This window comes from Roseibium algae (genome assembly GCF_037783265.1).
GTDB lineage: Bacteria > Pseudomonadota > Alphaproteobacteria > Rhizobiales > Stappiaceae > Roseibium > Roseibium algae.
The window spans coordinates 294048-319555 of record NZ_JBAKIA010000001.1 but is presented as its reverse complement, the minus strand read 5'-3'; the positions used below and the strand labels follow the sequence as shown (position 1 = coordinate 319555).

Here is a 25508-nt window from a genome sequence, read left to right as displayed (position 1 = left end):
GATCTACCTGGAGAGCAGAATAAGGGTCGCCGGGCGCACTGCGCCCGGCTTTTGTCGCTTACTTCATATAGGCAAGGTCAGACCATGTCTGGAAGTTTGCACGAAACTCGGAAAGGCTTTCCCAAGCGCGCTTGAAGTTCGGATCCGCAGCAGATTGCTCCATGGCAACTTCGTCCCAAGCGGTGCGGAAAGCGGTCATCATGGTGTCGTTCCACTGATGCACCTGCACGCCTGCTGCCTTCAGATCTTCGAGGGGTTGAAGCTGTTTGGCTTCGCCTTCGGCTGCAGTGTAGGCCACATTGGCCTGGCACGCCGTTTGAATGGTCAAACGCTGTTGATCTGTGAGACCGTCCCAAACATCCTGATTGATGATGAATGTGACCAGAGACGTCTGCTGATGCCAGCCCGGGAAATAATAATGGGAGGCATATTCGTTCATGCCGACCGCTTTGTCGATCAGCGGGAAGGAGACTTCAGCAGCATCAATCGTGCCGAGGCGCAGGCCTGTCATCGTGTCGGAAACCGGCATGGACTGTGCTTCAACGCCCAGTTTGCCCATCACAGACGCACCCAGACCGAAAATGCGCATTTTCAAGCCCTTGAGGTCTTCAGGGGTGTTGATTTCCTTGGCGAACCAGCCTGAAGCCTCTGGCACCAGAATGCTGCAGAGTTCGGTATGGATGTTGTACTCAGCCGTGATGTCGGCCCAGATTTCCTTGCCACCGCCGAAGTACCACCATGCTGTGTACGCGCGCACATCCGGCCCAAAGGGAACAGCGGTGAAAATGGCTGCTGACGGAATAATGCCTTGCGCAAAGCCCGGGCTGTACCAGCCTGCATCCACGGCACCTGTGGAAATGGCATCCCACATTTCGTTGCCGCCGACGATGGCGCCAGGCTCGTTGAACTCAATCTTCAGCTCTCCGCCTGTTAGGGCTTCCACTTGTTGTGTGAGCCGGACCCCGCTGTCACCCAGAAGCGGAAGCGATGAAGGGTAGACGCTCTGCATAGTCAAAGTCTCTGCCTGTGCAGCACAGGTGAGTGACAAAGCCGTGGCAGTGGCAATGGCTAAAGTCTTCATTAGATTTCCTCCCGTTTGTGCGCCGATCATTACGGGCATTACCCTTCCTCTAAAGAATAATGTCCATATAGTGGATATATGCGCTAGACTAAGGTTAGCGCTATGTAATGTAAAATGTAAGAAAAATATCCATTTTCTTGCGTATTTTAGAAATTAACGTCAGTATATAAGTGAGAAATTGAAAGGATGTGTCCATATTATGGATAATGCATCGCAGCAAGGAAAGAGTGGGGCGGCTGGTGCGCAAAGCGTTGATCGTGCGCTTTGGCTGCTGTCGGCAATCGCACGGGCCGGGGGAAGTGCTGTTCCCATCAATGCTTTGGTTGATCAGAGCGGATTGAGCCGTCCGACAGTGCGGCGCATGCTGCTGGCTCTTATTCGGGCCGGGCTCGTCGAACAGGATGAGGGCAGCCGCACTTATGGGCTGGGTGCAGAGAGTTACGTGATAGGACTGATGGCGAACCGACGTTTCAATCTTCTCGACCTTGCGATCGATAGTCTTGTTGCGCTGTCCCGTGACAGCGAGGACACCAGCTTTTTGTCGATCCGCCGTGGGTCCCATTCGATTTGCCTGCACAGAGAAGACGGGCCTTTTCCGATCCGAACCCAAGCTCTTCAGGCAGGGCAAATGCACCCGCTTGGCGTTGGCGCCGGGGCGATGGCGATCCTAGCGGCGCTGTCGGATGTGGAAGCGGAAGATATTATTGCCGACAACATGCAGGTACTGGCGAGCGGCTATTCGGGTTACACGCCGGACCTGTTGAAGGTGCACATGCGCGAGACGCGCGAGCGCGGATGGTCGGTCAATCCAGGGCTTTATCTGCCGAATTCCTGGGCGCTTGGCATTGCCCTTATTGCGCCGGGCGGGCAGCCGATCGGTGCGCTGTCCATTGCGGCTATCGAAACGCGCATGCAGCCGGAACGTCAGCTGGAAATCGCGGCACTTCTGAGCCGAGAAAAACACACGATTGAAAAGAAATTAAACAGAAAACTGGATTTTAACAGCCCAAGCACGGCTTAAGCCGGGCCTTTGGTTGTTCCGGGAGGATAGAATATGAACCACGCGCAGATAGTGGGCTGGGCCCATACAAAGTTTGGCAAATCCGAGACACCAAGTCTGGAAGGACTTATTGCGGAGGTCGTGCCGACTGCCCTGGACCATGCGGGTGTTGGTGCTCAGGATGTTGACGGAATTTTCGTCGGCGTCTTCAACAATGGATTTACGCCCCAGGCCTTCGAAGGCGCCTTGGTCGGAATGGCAATGGATGGCTTGCGTAATGTCCCGGCTGCACGTTTGGAAAATGCCTGCGCGACGGGATCCGCAGCGCTCTATGCAGCGATGGATTTCATCGCGGCTGGACGTGGCAAGATCGCGTTGGTCGTCGGAGCTGAGAAGATGACCGCAGTGCCGACGGCGCGTGCTGGCGAGATCATGCTCGGCGGCTGTTACCGGGCTGAGGAAGATCAGGTTGACGCGGGTTTTGCCGGGATCTTCGGCAAGATCGCCGAGACATATTTTCAGGAAAACGGTGATCATTCCAGAGAGCTGGCCATGATCGCTGCAAAAAACCACAGCAATGGTCTGTTGAACCCTTACGCGCACATGCGAAAGGATCTGGATGCAGAGTTCTGCAACACAGTCACGGAGAAAAACCCTCTGGTCGCCGGTCCGCTGCGGCGCACGGATTGTTCTTTGATTTCAGATGGTGCAGCAGCCATGATTGTGGCTGCGCCGGATGTGGCGCAAATCCTCAAGCGTGCCATCGGCTTCCGTGCGCGCAATCAGGTGAATGACGTTCTGGCTCTGTCGCGCCGCGATGTAACTGAATTTGCTGGTGCCCGCGGCGCATGGAAAGCCTCGTTGGCCGAGGCCGGACTGACACTGGATGATCTGGATATGGTTGAAACCCACGACTGTTTCACCATCGCAGAGCTTCTGGAATATGAGGCCATGGGACTTGCAAAACGCGGGCAGGGCGGACGTGTCATCCGCGAGGGCATAAGCGCCCGGGATGGCAAGCTGCCGATCAATCCGTCTGGTGGCTTGAAGTCCAAAGGTCATCCGCTTGGGGCGACCGGTGTGTCCCAGCATGTCATGGCGGCCATGCAGCTTGGTGGTGAGGCTGGAGATATGCAGCTTCCCGGGGTGGAGCTGGCAGGCGTGTTCAATATGGGCGGTGCCGCTGTGGCCAATTACGTTTCCATTCTGGAGCGCCTGAAATGAGTTCAATGAACTTAATCCCTGACAGAACGCCTCCCTGGTCGACCCGAACGTCGAACATTGCGCACTTTCTCACCCGCAATGCCCGCCGCCTCGGTGCAAGGCCTGCGATCATCTGGAACGACGACGTCATCACTTGGGCCGAGCTGGACGGGCGCGTGTCGGCTCTGGCCGCAGCCATGCGCGATGATTTTGGGGTCAAGCATGGCGACAGGGTGCTGGTTCAGTCGCCCAACAACAATCAGATCACCGAGATCATGCTCGCATGCTTCCGCCTTGGAGCTGTCTGGGTGCCATCCAACTTTCGTCAGGGACCGGAGGAAGTCGCCTATCTCGGCCAGAAAGCCGAAGCAACGCTGATGTTCTGTGAGGCTGAATTTTCGGCTCATGCCGCCGCTTGCCAGAGGCTCATTCCGGGCCTTCAAAATGTCATCGCGATTGGGGATGCGGACTTCGGATCGTCCTATGAAGCTTTGATCCGTGCCCATTTGGGCGCGGATGTCCTGAATGCAGATGTGGACCGGGATGATCCCTGCTGGTTGTTTTTCACCTCGGGATCCACCGGCAAGCCGAAGGCGGTGGTGCTGACACACGGCCAGCTCACCTTCACCATCGTCAACCACCTGAACGACCTGATGCCAGCCTCGACGCCGGACGATGTCAGCCTGGTGGTTGCGCCTATCTCTCATGGCGCCGGCATGCATCAGCTCACGCAATTGGCGGTCGGAGCGGTCAGTGTGTTGCTGCCGTCCGGCCGGTTTGATCCTGCCGTGGCTTGGCAGCTGGTCGAACGGTATAAGGTGACGAACTTGTTCACCGTGCCGACCATCGTGAAGCTTCTGGTCGAGCACCCATCTGTTGATGTGCATGATCATTCCAGCCTGCGTTATGTGATTTATGCAGGCGCTCCCATGTACCGCGAGGATCAGAAAGTCGCCCTTCGGAAGCTCGGCAAGGTTCTGGTTCAGTATTTCGGGCTTGGCGAAGTGACAGGTGCCATCACCGTATTGCCGCGCCACGATCACCATGTTGAAGATGTCTCGGCAGCGCGGATCGGAACTTGCGGTTTTGAGCGCACCGGCATTCAGATCAGCATTCAGGATGACACTGGCAAAGAGCAGCCTGCCATGGGCAGTGGTGAGATATGCATCACCGGTCCGGCCGTCTGTGCGGGGTATTACAAGGACGATGAAGCCAACACCAAGGCGTTCCGCAATGGCTGGTTCCGGACCGGTGATCTTGGGCATATGGACGGGGAAGGTTATCTTTATATTACGGGCCGCGCTTCCGACATGTACATCTCCGGCGGCTCCAACGTCTATCCGCGCGAAATCGAAGAGCTGATGTTGACCCATCCAGCATTGAAGGAAGTGGCGGTTCTGGGGATTCCGAGCCGTAAATGGGGCGAAGTCGGCCTTGCAGTCTGTGTCGCTGAAGACGGGCAGGACCTTGATGAAGCGTCACTGCTGTCAACAGTCGCTGGAAAGCTGGCGAAATATAAGCTGCCGAGCCACTTTGTGTTTTTGCCTGAGATGCCCAAAACGGCTTACGGAAAGATCACCAAGAAGCTGATCCGCGAAGAGCTGATGGAGCGTGACCTGATGCCTGTGCTTGAGGACGCTCCATGAGTCGCTCACATTTGATCCAACACCCTGGGTCACGAACATCCCCGCGTCGACATGTGGTGTCCGGTGCAGCCAGGATTTTTGAGTTCGATTTGCCAGAGGGCATGACACTGATGGCCGCGGTCGCCAAAGTCATGGACGAGACGGGCTGTGACAGCGCAGTTGTGCGGCTCGATGGTCTGTCAATTGGACCCTACAATTATGTCATGCCGGATCAATCGCCAGACGGCCAGCATGTCGCCTGGTATAGTAAGACGTATTTAGGTGATGCCGCGCGTCTGCAGCAAGGCACAGCCATCATCGGCAGACGCGACGGAGATTGGTTTCTCCATTGTCACGCGGTCTGGCAGGATTCTGAGTGTGGACGTTGCGCCGGGCATCTCTTGCCTGGCGAGGTGATCGTTGCTTCGTCCTATTTTGGCAAAGGTTACGCCTTCGATGGCGGCTGTTTCGATGTCACGCCGGATGCAGAGACGAACTTCTCGTTTTTCCGTCCTCGCATAATCGAAAACTCCCAAAACATAACTCAGGAGAACGCCGCGATTGTCTCGCTGGCACCGCATGAGGATCTCTCAACGTCTGTTGCCGAGCTGTCGGAAGAACTGGGACTTCGTAACGCTCACGTTCTGGGCATTGGGAGTTTGATTGGTGCGGACTTTAGGGATGAGCCCTCCATGGAATCCCCGATATCCGAAGTCCTTTTGCTGGACGGTGCCCGAGTCAATAGCTCTGATGAACCGTATTTGCCGACCTTCTGCGTCGACCCGGAAGGAAATTTCTTCGAAGGCCAAATTGTTTCAGGGCGCGCACCAGTGTGTGTCACCTTTGAACTGATCCTGGTTGCGAGTTAGAGTGAGTAGTCGCGTTGTGAGCGATAGCTGAAGTCTTCCGCGGGCTTTTTCCATCAAAGGCAACACTAAGTCAGTAATTGAGCCTGCGATTTATTGGATCGCAGCTATAGCCTTGCTGAAGCCTGTCAAAGGCACACCGGTTTTCTGGCGTTTATCGGCGGAAGGTGCGAAATCGATTTCCAGCTGCGTGCCTGATTTCATTGCTCCGAGCATGTCTGCTGGTAGTTTGGTCTGCAAAAAACAGCCGCGTTTGTCGCACATTCCGATATCCAAATCCCAAGGATGAGCGCCGTCAACTGTCAGTTTGATCTTGCCTGGGAGGAAAAAACCCAGCGGGGCCTGTAAACGGAACTCAGGGTCTGTCGCTTTTGCGGGGTAAGCGATGTCGACCTTAAACAGGAGCTGGCCAGTTTCCTTAATCCTCAAGCTTTGCGTGGTTACACAAGACAGCATCGCTTCTGAGCGAGAGGGGCCCGAACACCATGTTTGCCAATACTTATCTTGTGTCTCCTGTTGCGCGGCAACCGGCGCGGCGTAGTAGGAGCTCATGACAAAGGCAATGGCTGCAATTATTTTTATTCGTTTCGGCATTTGGGGGCTGCTTTGCTGGTTTATTTATAGCTGTTGTTTCGCCGAGGTGAAGGTCTGGAGACCATAGGCGGGGTGCCGATGGTCTCCTTGTCACTGACCTCTTACCAAGCGTCTTTTTACCACGTCAGGCTGAGACCGCCCATCACACGACCACTTTCAGCATTGTCGCTGTGTGTATAGTTTCCTGTCAAATAGGCAGATAGAGAATCATTGAAGGACATTTCTACGTTTAACTGACCCTCGAAGGCATCCTGCCCAGCGTCTGCTGAATATGCATTCCAGGATGCGCCGTGGAGAATATTGGAGCTGTCAGGCGTTCTTCCTTCGCCAAACCCATGAAGCCAAGCGGCACTTGCAGACATGATGAGTTTGGAAATCTGCGCCAAAGAGCTCGCCAAATCCAGTTCGGTGCCGATGGTGAGACCCACTACTGTCCGGTTTAATTTTGTGGACTTGGTGCATGACATTGATTCTACTCGATTTCAGACGTTTCGCGGCGTTCTGAACACGAGCAGGAGACCAATGTCATGCGGCACCACAATAGCGTTTTTCATCAAGTGCTGAAGCATGTTCCATGGGGCGCGTTCAATCGCCTTGTGGATGAGCACAAGGCGGATCACCGCGTACGCCGGTTGACGACAAAAAACCAGTTTTTGGCCTTGCTGTTTGGTCAGCTTGCGGGCGCGGAAAGCCTTCGAGAGATCGAGACCGGGCTGATGAGCCAATCCGCCCGGCTCTATCATGCAGGCGGTCGCTGCGTGGCCAGGACCACGCTAGCCGATGCCAATGCCCGTCGGCCCGCCGCGTTTTATGCCGAGCTGTTCGCCCTTATGGCTGTGGCCGCCAGTCGCCGAACGCGCAGGCATCTGGCCGACGCCGTGCGCATCCTTGATGCCACCCAGATCCGGTTGTCGTCCGTCAAGGCAGGGTGGGCCGATGCGGTGAAGGGCCATCGGGCCATCAAGCTGCATGTCACCTATGATCCCCAAGCCGACACGGCGCTGGAGACCACGGTGACTGGCCAGAGGGTTCATGACATGACCCCGGCCAAGGACATGACCATAGAGCCAGGAATGACCTACGTGTTCGACCTTGGCTATTACGATTACGCATGGTGGAAGAAACTCGACGCGAACGGGTGCCGCTTCGTTTCCCGACTGAAGACCAACACAAATCTTCAGGTCACGGCAGAATTGGACCTGCCGGACAATAGCGAATCCTATCCGACCGCATCGGGCTGCTGCCCCAGCGCATGGCACGGTCACGCCGCAATCCCTTTGCCGATCCGGTCCGTGAGATCTCCGTGTGGATCTCCTCTGGCAAAACCATTTGCCTTGTCACCAACGATCTCGATGCTCCTGCCGAAGAAATCGCCGATCTCTATAAACAGCGATGGCAAATCGAGCTGTTCTTCAAGTGGATCAAACAAAACCTGAAAATCCGCCACTTCCTCGGAACATCGGAAAATGCCGTTCGTACACAGATCTTCATTGCCCTCATAACGCACATTCTGCTGAGGGCGGTTCAGGCGACCCAGACCGCAGTCACGCAACCGCTCGCATTCACACGCCTCATCCGGCTGAACCTCATGCACCGAAGGACAATCAACGCACTGAAAACACACCAACCACCTCCGGAAAAAGACAATAGGCAGATAGCCCTAAACCTCAATCCAACTTAAACCGGACAGTAGTGGGTCGAGCCAAGCGTGACTGTCCGAAAAAGCAGGACTACTTCACCTGCGCCTATCGCATCAAATTGGTCCAAATTGAAAGTCAATGCATGCTTGGCGTTTGGCTCGCGGGCACGCTCGTTTTCCTTCTGCAGCCGTTTGAGATCCCTGAGTCGTTCCATGCCCATTACGCATTCGCCATTAGGCTAGAACCAATGGGCCTTCAATGGCTCATTTATTCATCCAGCAGTAATATCAAGACAGTTTCTTCCAACCGACGCTTCGACATTCTTGCATCCATACAGGCGTGGTGGATACATTTTGTGAGCATGCTTTCCGAATTTGCCGGACCACTTCAGTTTTCAAGCAGAGGCTGCGAGCGTTGTTTTTTCGTCGAGTTTCCAGCTGCCGTGGCGCTCTGCACGGGCGATCCAGCCGCCGCCATAGACGCGAGCCTCTTCTGTATCGCTTTCAAAGAAGACGCATGCCTGACCTGGTGCGACGCCATCTTCACCGGTAACGAGCTCGACCGACGTGACGCCGTCTTGAACGCGCAGGATAGCGGGTGCTGGCGGGCGGGTTGAGCGGACTTTGGCAAAGAGATCCAGCTCGGTTCCCTCATCAAGCGGGGTGTCGCCGATCCAGTTGACTTCGCGCAGGAAAATCTTGCGGGTGGCCAGAGCCTCCCGTGGGCCGACAACAACGCGTTTGGCGTCGGCGTCCAGTCGAACGACGTAAATCGGATCGCCTGTCGCAATGCCGATGCCGCGGCGTTGGCCGATTGTGTAATGGATAATGCCATTGTGCCTCCCCAGTACGCGGCCATCGACATGGACAATGTCGCCGGGTTCAGCAGCGTTGGGGCGCAGTTTGCGGATGACGGAGGCATAGTCGCCGTTGGGGACGAAACAGATATCCTGGCTGTCCGGCTTGTCCGCAATTGACAGGCCGAAGTCGTGTGCCAGCTCCCGAACTTTGGACTTGGGCATGCCGCCAAGCGGGAAGCGCAGGAAATCCAGCTGTTCTTGCGTAGTGGCGAAGAGGAAGTAGCTCTGATCCCGGTCCAGATCGGTCGGACGGAACATGACGCGCTTGTTGCCTGATGCGGCGGATCGGACGTAGTGGCCGGTCGCAAGGATGTCTGCGCCCAGATCCTTGGCGGTCTTCAGTAAGTCCTGAAACTTGACGGTCTGATTGCAAGACACGCAAGGGATCGGCGTTTCGCCTGCAATATAACTGTCGGCAAAGCGATCCATAACCGCTTCCTTGAACCGGCTTTCATAGTCCAGCACATAATGCGGTATGCCGATCTTTTCAGCAGCACGCCGTGCGTCATGAATGTCCTGGCCAGCGCAGCAGGATTTGGCGCGGCTGACTGCAGCTCCATGATCATAGAGTTGAAGGGTGACGCCGACGACGTCATAGCCTTGCTGCTTCATCAGCGCTGCTACGACTGAGCTGTCAACCCCACCTGACATGGCAACCACGACGCGTGTGTCTTCAGGGCGTCTTGGAAGGTCCAGACTGTTCTGCATTTCAATTCACCTTGATGTCGCTCACGGGCACAGAATGCGGCCAATTTCCGGTCGCAATTCCAATGCCGACTTTGGGCGAGCCAATGCAATCGGGATGGGCTTGCCGCGAGCTGATCGTTCTTGTTTGCGCGCACTATACAGAAATGGTGCTGCCAAGCCAATTCTACCAGTGCGGGGGTGTTCATTTGGTCGTGCATTGGTGGGCAAGCTTTGCCGGATGGGAAAAGGCTGCCGCCGTAGCTGCGCTCTGAAAATAATCAAATTCCTTTATCCTATTGATTTTATTGTATTTGATTAATTCTCTGAACTGGCTTGGTGCTTGCATCTTGTGGTGCGCAGATCATTGCCTCTTTGGGCGAAATTGATGGGGGCGGACTTGCTGCCAATTGGAATGTTTACAGATGTATCGGCTAACGCTCTTGGTGGTGGAGCTGGTGCCTTGCCTTTCGCGGGCGAGGGAGAAGTTGCTGGCGCGTTTCAATCCTTCCTTCAGTCTACTGGCGAGTCTGGCAAGGGTGAAGGGGGTGTTCCAAGCGCAGTTGAAGGGCTTTCTGATGCGGAACTTGCTCAAGGCTTGGGGAAGCAAAGGCTTGCGAGCCAGGTGCTGCCTGGCAATGAATCTGCTGGGCTGCCTGCTGATGCTGCCGCTATCAATAATGAGAAAGCCGCCCTTAATAGTGACGTCGCCTTGCAAGGGGCATCTGGCGATGTTGAGAACACGAATTTACCTGGGCTTGCCATGCTCGTTAGCTCAAGTGGTGTTCCTTCCGAAGTGGCTGATGATGCTGACATCGAAGTGAGTGATGCGGACGCGAGTGACGGCGGCGTGCGTGACGACGATGCGACTGAGCTTGATGCTCTGGCGCTTGATAATCCTTCGCCTTCCAATGCGCTCTATTCTTTCCTTAATCCGGCGCAGTTCTCGACGGCCACTGCTGAGGGGCCTGTATCCGAAGCTTTGTCACCGTTGGTCTCTACTTCTGGTGACGCAGTTGTTCCAGACGGCGCACTGAATGATGCGCAGCTGGGCGCTGCGGTGCCTGGAACTCCTGGCTCTCCTGTTGGAGGCTCTGCGACTGACGGCTCCGGTCTGGCTGAGAAGCCGTCGCCGCCGATCCTGCCGACAGTTGGTGTGAGTGGCCTAGCCGCAGGGGATGGCATTGTTGCGAAAGCACCGGCGTTTGTTGGCTTCAGTGGGTATGCTAATGCGGATGTGTCACCGGCTGGCGGTACAGTAGTTTCTGACTCTCCAATAGCTTCAGCGGATGCCGTTAAGGCTGCGGCCGGGGCGGCGGCAAGTGCGGGCCAGACGTTCGTCGGTGCGGATGCGCAAACGTCAGTTGTCTCAAGCGCTCCGCAGGCACAGGTTTCTAATGATCCACAGGCGACGAATACCGTTGCCGTCAATTCGCAGGCTTCAGCGGCTGCGCCTTCTCAAAGTGTGGATGCGCCTTCCCGCCGGTGGCAGACGGATTTGCCGGAGATTAGCCGCGCGAGAGGTGGTGTTGCTCAGGGATGGGCTGCTCCTGTCACGTCTTCTGCAGCATCATCTTCTATGATGTCGGCAAATGGCGGTTCGTCTGAAGTTGGCGCGCAGCTTGGAGTGCTGGCTGGTGGTGCGGGTGCTCTTGCTGATCAATCAATGGTCTCAGAAGATGTTGATGGTCTGAAAAAGGCTGCAAATCGAGATGGCGAGAGCGTTCGCGCTGTCGCATCCCAGACGACTGCCAACCAGTCTCCGGCCGCTCAATCTAGTAATGTTCAGACTTCAGGCGCTCCGGGTCTGGCAGTAAAGCAAACTTCAGCACAGACGCCGGCTGATCCGCTGGACAGTGCTCCAGAATTCGAAGTTTCAAGCGACGACGATAGTGCCTCTCGGAAGCCTCTTCCCGCGAACTCAGCCGGAGTATCCAATGGCCCGGAGGCTGCAGGCAAGACTGCGTCCAGCGGCGGTGCGGCTGCCATGCAGGCGACTGCAGTTGACCTTGTCAGGATAGTTCCTGACAAGGATTTAGCTTCGGATGATGCTGCGGTTGGCGGTGAGGATGACATGAAGATGTCGTCGCTTGATGTTCGAAACTTCGGCAAAGGCGATCTGGGAACCGCAACGCGGGTGGATCCATCTCAGACGGCTGCTCGTCTGCAGACGAATGCTGCAGCTGCTCAGGTGGCGGGTGCAATTGCTCGCAATGCTCAAAATGGTCAGACGCGTTTCCAGATGCGGCTTGATCCTGCAGAACTTGGGCGGATCGACGTTCATATGAAAATGGCTTCTGACGGAAGTGTTCAGGCCCATTTGATTGTGGAGCGCCCAGAAACACTGGATTTGTTCATGCGCGATCAACGCGGCCTTGAAAAAGCGCTGGAGTCTGCAGGGCTGAATACAGATTCAAACAGCTTGCAATTCTCGCTTCAGGATCAGGGGGGGCAACAATTTGCTTCGTCGCAAGATGATCAGGGGGATGCCCATGGCGGTCGAGTTTTTGATCGGGCTGAGGACGGCGCTGAAAATCATGAAGAACAGATATCTCAAGTTTACCTGTCAGACACACAGCCTGGTTTGGATATCCGAATCTAGGATGGAACCCGGTTTTGATCCCATGGGTCAAACCAAGGAGTATATAGTATGGCGGACTTAGCAACGATTACCGGCGCCGCAACGGGCGGTGCATCATCAACGACTGCTTCCACGACCGGGCTGACGGACAATTATGAGCTGTTCTTGTCGTTGCTTACGACGCAGATCCAGAACCAGGATCCGCTAGATCCTCTGGATTCAGCTGAATATACTAACCAGCTGGTGCAATATTCATCCGTTGAACAGTCGATTCAGACCAACAAATACCTTGAGCAAATGGTTGCGATGAACCAATCAAACCAAGCTTATGCCTATGTAAATTACCTCGGCTCTGAGGTGTCGGCCATTGGGAGCACTACAACGTTGTCCAACGGCTCTGCCACTTGGGATTATACGGCAGACGAGGCTTCATCTGGAACTGTTGAGATTAGAAACACTGCCGGTGCTGTTGTTTACGCTGGTGCTGTTGAGCTTGATGCTGGCTCCGGGAGCTATACATGGGATGGCCAGACTGATTCAGGTGTGGATGCTCCTGAGGGCGCTTATACTGTTGCCTTTAATGTCCAGGATGGAACAGGAAATACAGAGAGTATTTCGACAGATATTACAGGAACGGTCGACACGGTTGATTTTACGGGTGGGGTCGCTTTTTTGAATATTGGTGATGTTCGGGTTCCCATTGGAGCCGTAAAATCGGTGACCAGAGCCGCTTAGGAGCAGGGTTCTCATTTTGAAAGATGCTTAACGGGCCTGAACTTATCGTTCGGGCCATTTTGCGTTTGCGTAAGGAACTTGGCGGGTTTTTGATAGATAAGGATGTCATGTGCTGGAAAGCGGTCATGCAAATGGAGATCGCGTTTGCGGCTTTGGCCCTGTGGTGCCCCGAAATTTAATTGCAGCGTAGACTTCGGATGTCGTGCTGATTGCTTATTAAGGTGCTCAGCAGGAGGTCAATGAGACGATAAGTCCGCTTTATCGGCTCCTCTCTTGCTGATATTTGCCGTTATTGCGACATTTTCTCGTTATTTAAAGAGATTCAGATGGCTAGACAGGCTGTTGAGGTCTGCGATCTCCATTTAAATATGCCATCCTGAATCTTCGCCTTATCGTTAGCAAATCCTATATACCTCGCATAATGCGAGGAGGTGGGGTTAAAGTTAACCGACTGTGATTTTTGTTAAGACTATTAGATCTTTCCGCGTGTTTTTATTAAGTTCTATTCATTGATTCTGATTTTTATAGTTAACAATATCTCTATGCCTGCTTAGCTAAATTTTAAACAGCTGTAGGTAATCTCACAATAAGCCTTGGTCATGGTTAGTGTGAGAGTCAAATGGCCGAACAAATTCGTTCGCGTGTAAAATATGTCATCGGACCTGATGGCAGCCCCTTAACGATCGCCGATCTTCCTCCAACGTCGACAAAGCGTTGGGTGATAAGGCGAAAGGCAGAAGTGGTTGCAGCCGTTCGCGGTGGTCTTTTATCATTAGAAGAAGCCTGTCAGCGGTATACGCTGACGGTTGAGGAGTTTCTGTCGTGGCAAAGCTCTATTGAAAAACACGGTTTAGCCGGACTTCGCGCTACGCGGGTTCAGCAGTACCGAAACTAGCTGGTCTGGTCTGACGAGCCGGTGAATTGTGAAGTTATTTTCGCATGTTGAATGGGGCGGCTTTGTGCTGCCCTTTTTCGTTTTTTTGAGTCGTTGGTGCCTGTGAGGTGCTTCGAATTGTGCTTTTTAAGTCCGTAGAACTTTCTTGTTTGCCAAAAGGTTAATGGTTGCGGCAGTTTTTCCCCACCTGAGTTGCAAAATGCATAAACGTAAATGGCGGAAATGTGTCGATCCGACTAGGCTCGTTAACGCGCGTTAACTTCTTGTTAACCTCCTTGGCGGCAAATTTTGCCTATTGGTTAACGTGTGTGTTGCCAATCGGGATCCATTTGGGTTCTGGGTGGGGCGATAATTGCGAGCGGCTACGTGAACGGACTTATAGAATTTATCAAAACGCTGGGACCAACCCGAATTGCGGCTATGGGCGCAGTTGCGGCGATTTTGATTGGCGTCTTTGCACTGATAATCTTTCGGGTGACCGCTCCCCAGATGACGCAACTTTATTCGGATCTTACGCTTGAAGATTCTGGAGCGATTGTTAATCAGCTGGAATCCCTCGCAGTTCCCTTCGTGCTCAAGGGTGATGGAAGTACCATCATGGTTCCTGCAGAGCAGGTTGCGCGCCTTCGGATGCGGCTTGCAGAAGATGGTCTCCCGACCGGTGGATCCATCGGTTATGAGATTTTTGATCGTACAGATACACTTGGCGCCACAAGCTTCGTACAGAACATCAATCGGTTGCGAGCCATTGAGGGGGAATTGTCCCGGACAATCGCCTCTTTGGATCGAATAAACTCCGCCAGAGTGCATCTTGTGATGCCAGAACGTCAGCTGTTCCAGAGGGATCGGCGCCCCCCTTCAGCCTCCATTGTTTTGAATGTGCGTGGAGCTCTTGGGGCTGGCGAGATCCGGGCTGTTCAGCATCTGGTTGCTACTGCGGTCGACGGGTTGACGCCGGAGCGGGTGTCGATCGTTGATGAAACAGGCCGGTTGTTGGCTTCCGGGAACGATAATGATGCGGAAGGCGTGGTTTCCACGTCCTTGCAAGAGCGGATTGTTGGTGTCGAATCTCGTTTGCGTAATCAGATCGAGGAGATCCTGAACAGTATCGTAGGTCCTGGCCGTGCCCGCGTTCGGGTATCTGCTGACGTTGATTTTAACCGGACGACTGAAACAACGGAAACGTTCGACCCGGATGGTCAGGTTGTTCGCTCCACACAGTCCAAGGAAGAAGCCACGAGCAGTGTCGATGCGCAGAACCAGGTCACAGTCGACAACCAACTGCCCAATGGTGGCGATGCGAATGAACAGCCTGGAGATCGCGACGAGACCAGCCTGACCGAAGAGATTGTGAATTACGAAATTTCCAAGTCGACCAGGACCCAGGTTGTTGAGGCGGGTCAGATCAAACGGTTGTCTGTGGCGGTTCTTGTTGACGGTCTTTACGAGCCAAATGAAGACGGTGAGGTTAATTACGCTCCCCGCACTCAGGAAACACTCGACAGGATTGCCATTCTGGTGCGCTCAGCAGTTGGCTTTGATGAGACGCGGGGGGATGTTGTCGAGGTTGTAAATCTTCAGTTCGCCTTGCCGCCGCCTGCCGACATGGGAGAGATCAGCGATGGCCTGTTTGACTTCACACGTAGCGACATCATGCGCTTTGCCGAGCTGGGCGTGCTGCTTCTGATCTCCCTGCTCTTGCTTCTCTTCGTGGTGCGTCCGTTGCTCCGCCGCATTGTGACACCGGAAGAGCGCTCGCCACAGGAATTGGTTATCGGCCCGGATGGAATGCTGATAGCTGAGACAGATATGCCGGCTGATGCCGCTGATGAAGAAGACGAATTCAGGATCGAATGGCTTGAAGAGGCCAAAGCAGAAGGTGCCATGCAGGCCAGTTCAATCACAAAGGTTGGTGAAATGATTGCGGAACACCCAACTGAGGCAGTTACAATCGTTCGCGGTTGGCTGGACCAGGCGGCATAGATGGCTGGCGATGCACTTCAACAACACCTGACGGTTAGTGCTGATCAACAGGAACGAGAGCTTGTAGGGGCTGAGCGTGCGGCTGTTTTGCTGCTGTCGCTTGGTGAGCAGCACGGCAAGCCGATCTGGGATAAACTTGATGAGATCGAAGTTCGGCAGGTCTCCACGGCCATGGCGAACCTTGGTCCTGTTACGCCGGGCATGCTTGAGAATCTGTTCATAGATTTTGTCCGCAAGATTACATCAAAAGGCGCGCTTACAGGAAACGTGGACGCGACAGAGCGCCTGCTGAACTCGTTTCTTCCTGATGATCGGGTAAACATCATCATGGAGGAGATCCGGGGGCCTGCCGGGCGTAATATGTGGGAGAAGCTGTCGAACGTTCAGGAGAACGTTCTGGCGAACTATCTTAAAAACGAGTATCCTCAGACTGTCTCGGTGGTGTTGTCAAAAATCAACTCTGAACATGCTGCCAGAGTGCTTGGCATTCTGCCTGAAGAGCTCGCGCTGGAAGTTGTGAGCCGGATGCTGCGTATGGATGCGGTCCAGAAAGACGTTCTGGAAAAGGTCGAGCAGACACTTCGCGTTGAGTTCATGTCAAATCTGACGAACACATCCCGGCGTGACAGTCATGAGATGATGGCAGACATCTTCAACAACTTCGACAGGCAGACGGAAGCTCGCTTCCTGGCTGCTCTGGAAGAAGAAAACCGCGAAGCAGCAGATCGTATCAAGACATTGATGTTCACTTTCGACGATCTGTTGAAACTGGACGCTGCGAGTTGTCAGACACTTTTGCGGAATGTCGAAAAGGATCGTTTGGGTATCGCTCTCAAAGGCTCTACGGACGCGGCCAGAGAGTTCTTTTTTGGCAATATGTCTTCACGCGCTGCGAAGCTGCTGGCGGATGATATGGAGGCCCTTGGGCCGGTGCGGTTGCGTGATGTGGATGAAGCTCAAACCGGCATGGTGAATACAGCTAAGGATCTGGCTGCTAAGGGCGAGATCATGATTTCCAAATCCAAGAGCGATGACGAGATCATTTATTAATGCAGGAAGTCAATGACGTTAAAGTTATGGGTAGAATGACCAGCCCATCCAAGTTCCTGTTTGGGGTCGATTTTTCGGAGCCGGAGGAGCCTGTTGTGGAAGCTCCTGTGGAGCCTGAAATTCCGATGATGCCTTGCTCTGAGCATGAGGCATTGCTGGCTACTGCCAAGAAGCAGGCGTTTGAGGCCGGGCGTGCTGAGGCGCTGAGTGACCTGGTAGGGACGCAGGAAAAGCTTCTGACCGATGAAGTGCAGCGACTGGTTCAGGTCTGCATGAATGTTGTTGGACAGCTGGATGAAGTGCAGGCGAAGCAGGAAAAAGACGCTGTCGGTTTGGCTTTCCTGGTTGCCCGCCGTCTTTGCGCCCACTTGCTGGCCCGGCAGCCGCTTGCTGAGACCGTTGCACTGGTTACGGAATGCTTGGGACCTTTACGCCGGGCTCCGCATCTGGTGATCCGGGTGAATGAGAAGGATGTGGAGGGCCTCAAGAAACGGGTTGATCCCATCGTTGATGAAAAAGGCTTTGAGGGACGACTTGTCATACTTGGGGAAGCTGATCTCGCGCGAGGCGATTGCCAAATCGAATGGGCTGACGGGGGTATTCTGCGAAATCGCAAGGCGCTCGAAAAGCAGATTGATGGCAGTATCCGGGGATATCTTCAGGCCCGGGCTAACAAGGTGAACAAGACGCAGGAAGCTGACAGTTCAGCTGCTGCAAAGGATACTGACGCATGAGCGACGAACAGGAAACCGGCATCCCGCTTGATGAACTTGAGGCTCCCGCTCGGAGAGACGGTGATGACACCAGTGCGAACAGTGTTAACTCCGCTGGCGATCTAGAGGCTGTATTCGACGTCCCAGTTCGGATCTCAGCCGTTCTTGGGCATTCCAAGATGCATGTTTCGGAACTCTTGAAACTTGGGTCTGGCACGGTCCTGGAGCTCGACCGCAAGGTCGGAGAAGCAATTGATATTTATGTGAACGATCGTCTTGTCGCCCGCGGCGAAGTCGTGCTTGTCGAGAACAAGCTTGGCGTGACTATGACTGAAATCATCAAGACGGATCGTTGAGGATTAGGAACCGACCATGAGACTTTTGATAGTTGGTACCCTGGGCGGTCAGCTCACCGCAGCGACCCAAATTGCCATGCAACGCGGCGCGAAGGTCGTGCAAGCTGATGATGTGGAAAGTGCCATGAAGGAGCTTCGCTCCGGACGTGGTGCTGATCTTCTTATGGTCGATGTCGGCCTTGATATTGCCGGGCTGCTGCTGAAACTGCAGAACGAGCGGGTTCATGTGCCGATTGTGGCGTGTGGCGTTGAGACTGATGCCCAGGCAGCCGTCTCTGCTATTCGTGCAGGGGCCAAGGAATACATTCCGCTGCCGCCTGATGCCGAGATGATTGCAGCTGTCCTGGCAGCAGTTGCCCAGGAGCGCGGCGATCTCATCTACCGGGATGAGGCAATGGCCGTTGTTGTTCGTTTGGCAGAGCAGGTCGCTCCGTCAGATGCATCCGTTCTGATCACTGGGGAATCGGGTACGGGCAAGGAAGTGATCGCTCGTCACGTTCACAAGTCGTCCAATCGGGCCAGCAAATCATTCATTTCGATCAACTGTGCCGCGATTCCTGAACATCTGCTTGAGTCTGAACTTTTTGGCCATGAAAAAGGTGCTTTTACAGGCGCTGTAGCGCGCCGGATCGGAAAGTTCGAGGAGGCTGATGGTGGCACGTTGCTGCTTGATGAGATTTCCGAAATGGATGTGCGCCTGCAGGCAAAGCTGCTACGTGCTATTCAGGAACGGGTGATCGACCGTGTCGGCGGTACACGTCCTGTTCCCGTGGATATCCGCATTCTTGCTACGTCCAATCGGGATCTGGCGGAGAGTGTTCGTCAGGGAGCCTTTCGTGAGGATCTTCTCTTTCGTTTGAATGTTGTGAACCTGAAGCTGCCGCCTTTGCGGGAGCGTCCGGCTGATGTTCTGGAACTGGCGAAATTTTTCGTTGGACATTACGCGGAAGCCAATGGTGTTGCAGTGCGTCCGCTCTCCGTTGAAGCCAGGCAGGCATTGGCGGTCAACCCTTGGCCGGGCAACGTTCGCGAGCTGGAAAACACCATGCATCGCGCCGTCTTGCTTGCACATGGTGATGAGATTGGCGTTGAGGCAATCAGGCTGCCGGACGGCAGTCCTATTGTTGTGACGAAGGGCCCAGCAGAACGGGCTGCTCAGACAGCGGAAGCTGTTTCCAGAAACTTTGTGGGTCGCACCGTATCCGACATGGAACGAGATTTGATCCTGGATACGCTGGATCATTGCCTGGGCAATAGGACACATGCTGCAAAGATCTTGGGAATATCGATCCGGACGCTGCGCAACAAGCTGAATCAATATACGGATGAGGGGCTCGGAGTTCCGGGGCCTGGTGAAGTGCGCTCTGCAATGTGATGTACGTTCTAGTTTAGCAGGAAGAGACCGTTTTTTGGTTGCGGTCAGGGGTAGTGAATGTCGGATACGACAGCGGGTGAAAATCGGGACGTGACTACAGTGCCTGTCGGCGGTGCCCCCGTACCTGTGGCGTCGAACTCTCAGCTGCCGTCATTTACGGAAATCATCTCCGTCCTGAAACGTGGAGATACGGGCCTTGCTGTTGGCGTCCTGATCATTCTGACGTTGATGATCCTGCCAATGCCGCCGGTGATGCTGGACATGTTCTTGGCGGTGTCTATCATTTTTTCCGTCCTTGTCCTGATGACGGGGCTTTTTATTCAGAAGCCGCTCGAGTTCTCGTCTTTTCCGACAGTCCTGTTGATCGCAACTATGCTGCGGCTTGGTTTGAATATTTCATCGACGCGGTTGATCCTGGCCAATGGTCATGAGGGGACTGCGGCGGCGGGGAATGTCATTCAGTCCTTTGGTAATCTCGTCATGGGCGGGAATTTTGTCATTGGTATCATCGTCTTCGCAATCCTGGTGATCGTGAACTTTGTTGTTATTACAAAGGGTTCTGGACGTATCGCTGAAGTCGCCGCGCGCTTTACCCTTGATGCTATGCCCGGTAAACAGATGGCGATTGATGCGGATTTGTCTGCTGGTTTGATCGAAGAAGGCGAAGCGCGGCAAAGACGCCGGGACCTGGAAGACGAAAGCTCTTTCTTTGGTGCCATGGATGGTGCCTCGAAGTTCGTTCGCGGTGATGCGATTGCCGGGCTTTTGATCACATTCATCAATATCCTTGGCGGGATCTTCATCGGCGTTGCGCAGATGGATCTGTCGTTTTCAGAGGCTGCCAATAACTACACGCTGTTGACCATCGGTGACGGACTTGTGTCGCAGATCCCGGCGCTGATTGTTTCGACTGCGGCCGGTCTTCTCGTGTCCAAGGCTGGTGTTCAGGGCGCGGCCGACAAGGCGCTGGTTGCTCAGTTCACAGGCTACCCAAAGGCACTTGGTATGTCGGCTGCAGTGATGCTGGTTCTGTCATTCATGCCTGGCATGCCTATGATACCGTTTGTCGGGCTTGCTGCCCTGGCAGGATGGTTGGCCTTCAATGCAACGAATAAGCAAAAGGACGCTGCGGCTGTCGTAGCCAAGAAACAGGCTATCGATACGGCGCCCAAGCCTGTTCCTGAGCCTCCGATCACCGATGCGTTGAAGATGGATGAGCTGCGTATCGAGCTTGGATACGCTTTGCTGCCACTCATCAACGGCAAGGATCAAAGCGGCGGAGATCAGCTAACTGAGCAGATCAAGGCTTTGCGTCGCCAGATCGCTGGCGATATGGGGGTTATCATGCCTCCGGTGCGTATTCTTGATAATATCCAGCTTGGTGCCAATGACTATGTGATCAAGGTGAAGGAAGTTGAGGCTGGACGGGGCCTTCTCTATCCGAACCACTTCATGGTCATGGATCCGTCCGGAGGACAGGTCAAGTTGCCAGGCACGCACACGACCGAACCAACCTTTGGTTTGCCTGCAACCTGGGTTGAAAGCCAATACCGTGAAGATGCCTCTCTGCGCGGCTATACTGTTGTTGATCCGGCGACTGTGCTGTCAACGCATCTCACAGAGACGATCAAGGGCAATGTCGGTGAGCTGGTCACATATGGCGATGTGCAGAACCTCCTGAAAGAACTGAAGGGCGAACAGGCGAAGCTTGTGGATGATCTCATTCCGTCACAGATCACGGTGTCCGGGATCCAGCGTATTCTACAGGCCTTGCTGGGTGAGCGCGTGTCCGTTCGGGACCTTGGGACTATCCTTGAGGGGGTTTCGGAAGCTGCAGGCATGACGCGCAACACAAGTACCATTGCCGAGCATGTACGGAGTCGCCTTGGTCGTCAGATTTGTGCTTCTAATCTTGCGCCTGGCGGGTATCTGCCGCTGGTCGCACTTTCCCCCAAATGGGAGCAAGCCTTCTTGGAATCCATTGTGGGTGAGGGAGATGACAAACAGCTCGCGATGCCGCCGAGCAAGCTGCAAGAGTTTGTCGGCAAAGTGCGCGATGCTTTTGAAGCCGCAGCTCAACAGGGAGAAGTTCCTGTGCTTTTGACCTCCCCTCAAACCCGTCCTTTCGTTCGTTCGATTGTTGAACGGTTCCGGGCTCATAGCACGGTCATGAGCCAGAGCGAGGTTCATCCTCGCGTGAAACTCAAGACGATTGGTTCAATTTAGGGAAGCTGCCTGAGATGTTCGTTTGGTCTGTTGCGCTGGTTCAGACCAGAATGTTGAGCCTGGAGAGGGCAGCAGCGTTCGACGAATATGATCCTTTAAGGGCATTGTTCACAGCTTGGGCCGATGCATTCACAGTTGTACTGAAAACCGTGTTGCTGACTGTGCTGCGAAGTTGCTGGCCTTGTTGGACCGCCTTGCTGCGTTTTGCCGCCCATGCCTTGTTGATCTCGCTCCGCTTGGGGCGCTCGTTCCGTTTTGCGTAATTGTTTCCAATAGCTGCCATGTTTCTAATATTCGAGCAGTAGGGTTAACAGCCCGTTAAAGCCTTGCATTTTGACGTTTTCATCGTGCCCTGAAACGGTTGACAGGTTGATCAGTGGATGGCTTGTTGCGATCAAAATTTTTGGAGTTTTCAATGTCAACTATAGACCTCAGCCTAAATGGTTACACGGATCTTCCCAAAGGGAAGTTGGCCTATGTTGTGACCTATCTTGAAATGCTGGAAAAGGCCTCGTTGGGTAGCACCTCGCGTAACGATATCCATTTGGAGTGTTGGGAGCGGCCAGACCGGATTGCCTTCAAGGCGTTGTTCCGTGAAATTGGTGAGGAATGGCTCTGGTTCTCGCGTCTTGTGATCAGCGATGAAGCACTGGATAAAAAGCTGAATGATCCGCATTGCGAGATTTACTGCCCCATGATTGACGGAAAACGCGTGGGACTTCTTGAGTTGTCATTCAAAGATCCTCAGAACGTCGAGGTCGCATATTTTGGCCTCGTTCCATCGGCAATTGGCTCCGGAAAAGGGCGATGGCTGATGGCAAATGCCGTTCAAATCGCCTGGTCACGAGCCGAGACCAAGCGGCTGTGGTTGCACACTTGCACAGGCGATAGCCCGCAGGCGATCCACTTCTATCAATCCTGCGGTTATCGCGCTTTCAAACGGGCAGTTGAAGTGGTTGATGATCCGCGTTGCAGCGGCCACTTGCCACGCACTGCAGGACCTCACGTTCCTGTCATTGAGTAGTCGAATGTTATCGGCGTCAGTTTGGTGCAGCTACCCGATCCGGAAATGCGGTAATGATTGACTGACGATTAGCCTCAAGCACGCCACGCTCGGTGATCAGCCCGGTCACCAGGCGCGCTGGGGTGACGTCAAAGGCAGGATTGGCAACATGCGAGCCTTGGGCGACAATTTCGATTGTTTCGATCGAACCCGTTTTGCTTCTGCCTGTGATGCGCTTGACCTCATCTCCGCTCCTCTCTTCAATCGGGATTTCCTTCAGTCCGTCCTGAAGCGTGAAGTCTATGGTGGATGAGGGCAGGGCGACATAAAATGGAACGCCACAGTCTTTTGCGGCGAGCGCTTTCAAATATGTCCCGATCTTATTGCAGACGTCGCCGCTTGAGGTCGTCCGATCTGTTCCAACGATGACGAGATCAACCTCTTCGTGTTGCATCAGGTGGCCTCCGGCATTGTCAACGATGACTGTGTGGGGGACGCCGTGCTGGCCCAATTCCCATGCGGTGAGAAAGGCGCCCTGATTTCGCGGGCGCGTCTCATCCACCCAGACATGCACTGGAACGCCGCTGTCATGTGACATGTAAATTGGTGCTGTTGCGGTGCCCCAATCCACTGTCGCGAGCCAGCCAGCATTGCAGTGCGTTAGAATGTTGACGCTTGAGCCAGGCTTTTTTGTCCGCGCGATGTTGGCGATGATCTCTGCACCATTCAGCCCAATTGCCATATTTGTTGCGATGTCTTCGTCGCAGATCTGGTTGGCAAGACTGTAGGCGCGCGCCATTCTTTGCTCGGGATCTATGGGCAAAAGGGCTTTCAGCATCAAGTCCAGGGCCCATTTGAGGTTCACAGCGGTGGGGCGGGTTTCGAGAAGAGCGGCTGATGCTCCCATCAAGGCACTGTCAGATGTGTCGTCCCGCATGGCCAGACATATGCCGTAGGCCGCCGTTGCCCCGATCAACGGTGCTCCGCGCACTTGCATCTCGCGGATCGCATGTACGGTCTGCTGCAATGTTTCCAGCCGGATGATTTCGAAGGCGTAGGGAAACCGGGTTTGGTCAATGATATGTACAGCCCAGCCATCTTCCGCCAGCCAGATTGTGCGGTACTTTTCTCCATTCACCAACATCCCAAGCTACCTTCCGATTGTTTCCCGATTGGCAGTGATTGTTCACATGCCACTTGCTGACGCAACAGTCAGCTCTCAGCTTCTGGCATTTCGGCGGTAAATGGGTTAATCTTCATTAACCATTTTGGATGGAATGTCGGTGGATGACCGCTTGAGCGCAGGTTGTTCTGGTTCCGCCTTCGTAAGAATTGGTTAAGAATATACTTAACACGAAGTTTAACGGAGTCGGACAACCCATGTCTGAAATGCAGGATAACGTAGTGCCGCATACGCGGGTGCGGTCTCTTCGGGAGGCGATCCGCAAGGTTCAGCTTGGCGAAGTCGAAAGATCTGACGTTGTGGTTGAGCTTCAGGACACTGAACGGGCGCGTCTGGAACTTCTTTGCGAAGAAATGAAAGATGTCTTCAAGGAAATTCCGGAAGACGACGATCAATTCTCTCTGCAAATCATGGCAGGCTCCACGTCTCGTTTGTGGATTGATGTCACCAGCCATGTGGTCGTTGGCAGTGATCGCAAGACGTATCGGTTTTTGAAAGATACCCGACTTGGTCGTGTTGTTGTTCTGGAGACAGCAGAGCTGGACGACATGGCTGATTGCCTGACCGAATATATTGCTGAACGTATTCTGGAGCGCGAAAAGGCGCTTGAAGGTGACTGGTTAAACAATCGCCTGAGTCAGGCTTCATCACATGCTGATGCCAAAACGGCTGCGCGAAAAGGTTGGCACCCTGCCTTAATTTTTGTCACGACTTTCATTGTCGGTATGCTGGCAGGCATTGGCAGCCTTGTTGCCTACGCTTGGTTCGCCAACCCGTTTTAAGAGCATTGCTCTTGTGCGTGACGAGCCGGGTCAGGTTCTGGGGATTAACAGTTCCCGATCAGCTATCTGTGAAATGGGCAGACCCTTTTCGGTAAAACCTCGCTCCTGAAAGCGGCATGACCATTGGCCATTTACCCGTTCAATGGAAAAGAGATTGTAACGCGCTCCAGGCTTTTTACCGCCGGGCGCGTTCGTTGCTGAGGGCACGCCTATCGCCGGTACTGGGCCATTGGGGCCCTCAATTTCGGCCTGGCTGTCGATATGGGTGTGGCCATGCAGGATCAATTCAGCTCCGGCACGCTTGATGACAGCGCGCACGCGTGAGGCATCTGAAAGCCGCTTGTGCCAGTGGGTGGCCTTGCGGAACGGAGGATGGTGGATCATCACGACGCGGAACAGGCCTTCGTCTTTCAACTGATCTAGTGTGGTGCGCAAACGCTGTGCCTGGGCACTGCCAACACGGCCGGTTGCGAACCAGGGGGCAGATGCGCGCGCGGTCGAAACGCCGACAAGCGCAATCTCGCCGCGTTTGCGTACATAGGGAAAGTGAGCTTCACCGTCAGAGTCCGTGGGTGGCTCTTTATTGTCACCAATCATGTAATCGAGCCAAGCTGTCCGCGCTTTTTTCAAAGCGCCAGGAACATAGGCATCGTGATTACCTGGAACAACAGAGACAAAGTCACTCTCCCCGACCTCTTCCAGCCAGGCGCGTGCTCCGATAATTTCAAGGGGAAGTGCGATGTTCACCAGATCGCCTGTGACGGCAATATGATCTGGTTTTTGCATCTTTATATCAGAGACAAGCTGTTCAAGATGATTTCCGGTCATTGCGCTGGCACGATTGCGTCGCCAGTTCAGATATCCGAGAATTCTCTTGGAGAACAGTTGCAATAGCTTGGGGTCTGGAAGAGGCCCAAGGTGCGGATCTGACAGATGTGCGAGTTTTAGCATGGTGACGCATTTTGAACGCAAGGTCCTCGGCGTCAAGCCAAAACGCTGAGCCGAGTCGAAAGTTTCACGTATGCGACTGACAGCACCAGCTGCTCGTCATAATCAGTTGCTGGCGAATGTCGT

Annotated in this window: 24 protein-coding genes and 1 pseudogene; 17 read left to right on the top strand and 8 right to left on the bottom strand. The window is 54.2% G+C overall.

Annotated elements, in window-relative coordinates:
- Window positions 1–58 precede the first annotated feature (58 nt).
- The gene (locus V6575_RS01465; RefSeq protein WP_340272220.1) at window positions 59–1081 is read right to left on the bottom strand and encodes a TRAP transporter substrate-binding protein; all 1023 of its coding nucleotides are present in this window, start codon (window positions 1079–1081) and stop codon (window positions 59–61) included.
- Between the two features lie 199 nt (window positions 1082–1280).
- Between V6575_RS01465 and V6575_RS01460 the strand changes: the two genes are divergently transcribed.
- From V6575_RS01460 to V6575_RS01445, 4 genes are read left to right on the top strand one after another with little or no spacing between them, the layout of a single operon-like run.
- Window positions 1281–2102, top strand: a complete 822-nt coding sequence (locus V6575_RS01460; RefSeq protein ID WP_340272219.1) for an IclR family transcriptional regulator — start codon at window positions 1281–1283, stop codon at window positions 2100–2102.
- 33 nt (window positions 2103–2135) lie between these two features.
- The gene (locus V6575_RS01455) at window positions 2136–3305 is read left to right on the top strand and encodes an acetyl-CoA acetyltransferase (RefSeq protein ID WP_340272218.1); all 1170 of its coding nucleotides are present in this window, start codon (window positions 2136–2138) and stop codon (window positions 3303–3305) included.
- On the top strand, window positions 3302–4930 hold the full coding sequence (locus tag V6575_RS01450) for an acyl-CoA synthetase (protein ID WP_340272217.1): 1629 nt from the start codon (window positions 3302–3304) through the stop codon (window positions 4928–4930). The genes V6575_RS01455 and V6575_RS01450 overlap by 4 nt, the downstream gene beginning before the upstream one ends.
- Complete coding sequence (locus V6575_RS01445) at window positions 4927–5778, top strand: PPC domain-containing DNA-binding protein (protein WP_340272216.1); 852 nt, start codon at window positions 4927–4929, stop codon at window positions 5776–5778. Before V6575_RS01450 ends, V6575_RS01445 begins: the two co-directional genes overlap by 4 nt.
- Before the next feature lie 90 nt (window positions 5779–5868).
- Here V6575_RS01445 and V6575_RS01440 read toward each other — a convergent pair whose 3' ends face one another.
- Both V6575_RS01440 and V6575_RS01435 read right to left on the bottom strand, forming a co-directional pair.
- Window positions 5869–6369 carry an invasion associated locus B family protein gene (locus V6575_RS01440; protein ID WP_340272215.1) on the bottom strand — a complete coding sequence of 167 codons (501 nt, stop codon included), beginning with the start codon at window positions 6367–6369 and terminating at the stop codon, window positions 5869–5871.
- A 116-nt stretch (window positions 6370–6485) separates the two neighbouring features.
- Window positions 6486–6797: an autotransporter domain-containing protein gene (locus V6575_RS01435; RefSeq protein ID WP_340272214.1), complete on the bottom strand. Its 312-nt coding sequence runs from the start codon at window positions 6795–6797 to the stop codon at window positions 6486–6488.
- 99 nt (window positions 6798–6896) lie between these two features.
- Between V6575_RS01435 and V6575_RS01430 the strand changes: the two are divergent.
- Window positions 6897–8050, top strand: a pseudogene (locus V6575_RS01430) (IS4 family transposase).
- Here V6575_RS01430 and V6575_RS01425 read toward each other — a convergent pair.
- Entirely contained in the window at window positions 8047–8229 is a 183-nt protein-coding gene (locus V6575_RS01425) for a hypothetical protein (RefSeq protein WP_340272213.1), read from the bottom strand. The pseudogene V6575_RS01430 and the gene V6575_RS01425 sit on opposite strands and share 4 nt — an antisense overlap.
- Before the next feature lie 174 nt (window positions 8230–8403).
- Complete coding sequence (gene mnmA / locus V6575_RS01420; RefSeq protein ID WP_340272212.1) at window positions 8404–9576, bottom strand: tRNA 2-thiouridine(34) synthase MnmA; 1173 nt, start codon at window positions 9574–9576, stop codon at window positions 8404–8406.
- Window positions 9577–9659: 83 nt separating this feature from the next.
- Between mnmA and V6575_RS01415 the strand changes: the two genes are divergently transcribed.
- From V6575_RS01415 to flhA, 10 genes are all read left to right on the top strand, one after another.
- On the top strand, window positions 9660–9827 hold the full coding sequence (locus V6575_RS01415) for a hypothetical protein (protein WP_340272211.1): 168 nt from the start codon (window positions 9660–9662) through the stop codon (window positions 9825–9827).
- Window positions 9828–9940: 113 nt separating this feature from the next.
- Complete coding sequence (locus V6575_RS01410) at window positions 9941–12154, top strand: flagellar hook-length control protein FliK (protein ID WP_340272209.1); 2214 nt, start codon at window positions 9941–9943, stop codon at window positions 12152–12154.
- Between the two features lie 48 nt (window positions 12155–12202).
- Window positions 12203–12868 carry a flagellar hook assembly protein FlgD gene (locus V6575_RS01405; protein ID WP_340272208.1) on the top strand — a complete coding sequence of 222 codons (666 nt, stop codon included), beginning with the start codon at window positions 12203–12205 and terminating at the stop codon, window positions 12866–12868.
- 619 nt (window positions 12869–13487) lie between these two features.
- On the top strand, window positions 13488–13763 hold the full coding sequence (gene sciP, locus V6575_RS01400) for a CtrA inhibitor SciP (RefSeq protein ID WP_340272207.1): 276 nt from the start codon (window positions 13488–13490) through the stop codon (window positions 13761–13763).
- A gap of 366 nt (window positions 13764–14129) precedes the next feature.
- Complete coding sequence (gene fliF, locus V6575_RS01395; RefSeq protein WP_340272205.1) at window positions 14130–15746, top strand: flagellar basal-body MS-ring/collar protein FliF; 1617 nt, start codon at window positions 14130–14132, stop codon at window positions 15744–15746.
- The gene (fliG, locus tag V6575_RS01390) at window positions 15747–16796 is read left to right on the top strand and encodes a flagellar motor switch protein FliG (protein WP_340272203.1); all 1050 of its coding nucleotides are present in this window, start codon (window positions 15747–15749) and stop codon (window positions 16794–16796) included.
- Between the two features lie 35 nt (window positions 16797–16831).
- Complete coding sequence (locus V6575_RS01385) at window positions 16832–17530, top strand: FliH/SctL family protein (RefSeq protein WP_340272202.1); 699 nt, start codon at window positions 16832–16834, stop codon at window positions 17528–17530.
- The gene (fliN, locus tag V6575_RS01380) at window positions 17527–17865 is read left to right on the top strand and encodes a flagellar motor switch protein FliN (RefSeq protein ID WP_340272201.1); all 339 of its coding nucleotides are present in this window, start codon (window positions 17527–17529) and stop codon (window positions 17863–17865) included. Before V6575_RS01385 ends, fliN begins: the two co-directional genes overlap by 4 nt.
- A 16-nt stretch (window positions 17866–17881) precedes the next feature.
- Window positions 17882–19240, top strand: coding sequence for a sigma-54-dependent transcriptional regulator FlbD (gene flbD / locus V6575_RS01375; protein ID WP_340272200.1), 1359 nt, complete (start codon window positions 17882–17884; stop codon window positions 19238–19240).
- A 57-nt stretch (window positions 19241–19297) separates the two neighbouring features.
- A complete protein-coding gene (flhA, locus tag V6575_RS01370) occupies window positions 19298–21466 on the top strand; it encodes a flagellar biosynthesis protein FlhA (protein WP_340272199.1) in 2169 nt (722 codons plus the stop codon).
- A gap of 40 nt (window positions 21467–21506) precedes the next feature.
- Here flhA and V6575_RS01365 read toward each other — a convergent pair whose 3' ends face one another.
- Window positions 21507–21749: a hypothetical protein gene (locus tag V6575_RS01365; RefSeq protein ID WP_340272198.1), complete on the bottom strand. Its 243-nt coding sequence runs from the start codon at window positions 21747–21749 to the stop codon at window positions 21507–21509.
- A 132-nt stretch (window positions 21750–21881) separates the two neighbouring features.
- Between V6575_RS01365 and V6575_RS01360 the strand changes: the two genes are divergently transcribed.
- On the top strand, window positions 21882–22490 hold the full coding sequence (locus V6575_RS01360) for a GNAT family N-acetyltransferase (protein ID WP_340272197.1): 609 nt from the start codon (window positions 21882–21884) through the stop codon (window positions 22488–22490).
- Window positions 22491–22506: 16 nt separating this feature from the next.
- On the opposite strand, the gene mtnA is transcribed toward V6575_RS01360, so the two are convergent.
- Window positions 22507–23613 (bottom strand): S-methyl-5-thioribose-1-phosphate isomerase, encoded by a 1107-nt coding sequence (mtnA, locus tag V6575_RS01355; RefSeq protein WP_340272196.1) that lies wholly within the window; start codon window positions 23611–23613, stop codon window positions 22507–22509.
- 236 nt (window positions 23614–23849) lie between these two features.
- Between mtnA and V6575_RS01350 the strand changes: the two genes are divergently transcribed.
- On the top strand, window positions 23850–24434 hold the full coding sequence (locus V6575_RS01350) for a hypothetical protein (protein ID WP_340272195.1): 585 nt from the start codon (window positions 23850–23852) through the stop codon (window positions 24432–24434).
- A 30-nt stretch (window positions 24435–24464) separates the two neighbouring features.
- On the opposite strand, the gene V6575_RS01345 is transcribed toward V6575_RS01350, so the two are convergent.
- Window positions 24465–25385 (bottom strand): metallophosphoesterase family protein, encoded by a 921-nt coding sequence (locus tag V6575_RS01345; RefSeq protein WP_340272194.1) that lies wholly within the window; start codon window positions 25383–25385, stop codon window positions 24465–24467.
- Window positions 25386–25508: the final 123 nt, after the last annotated feature.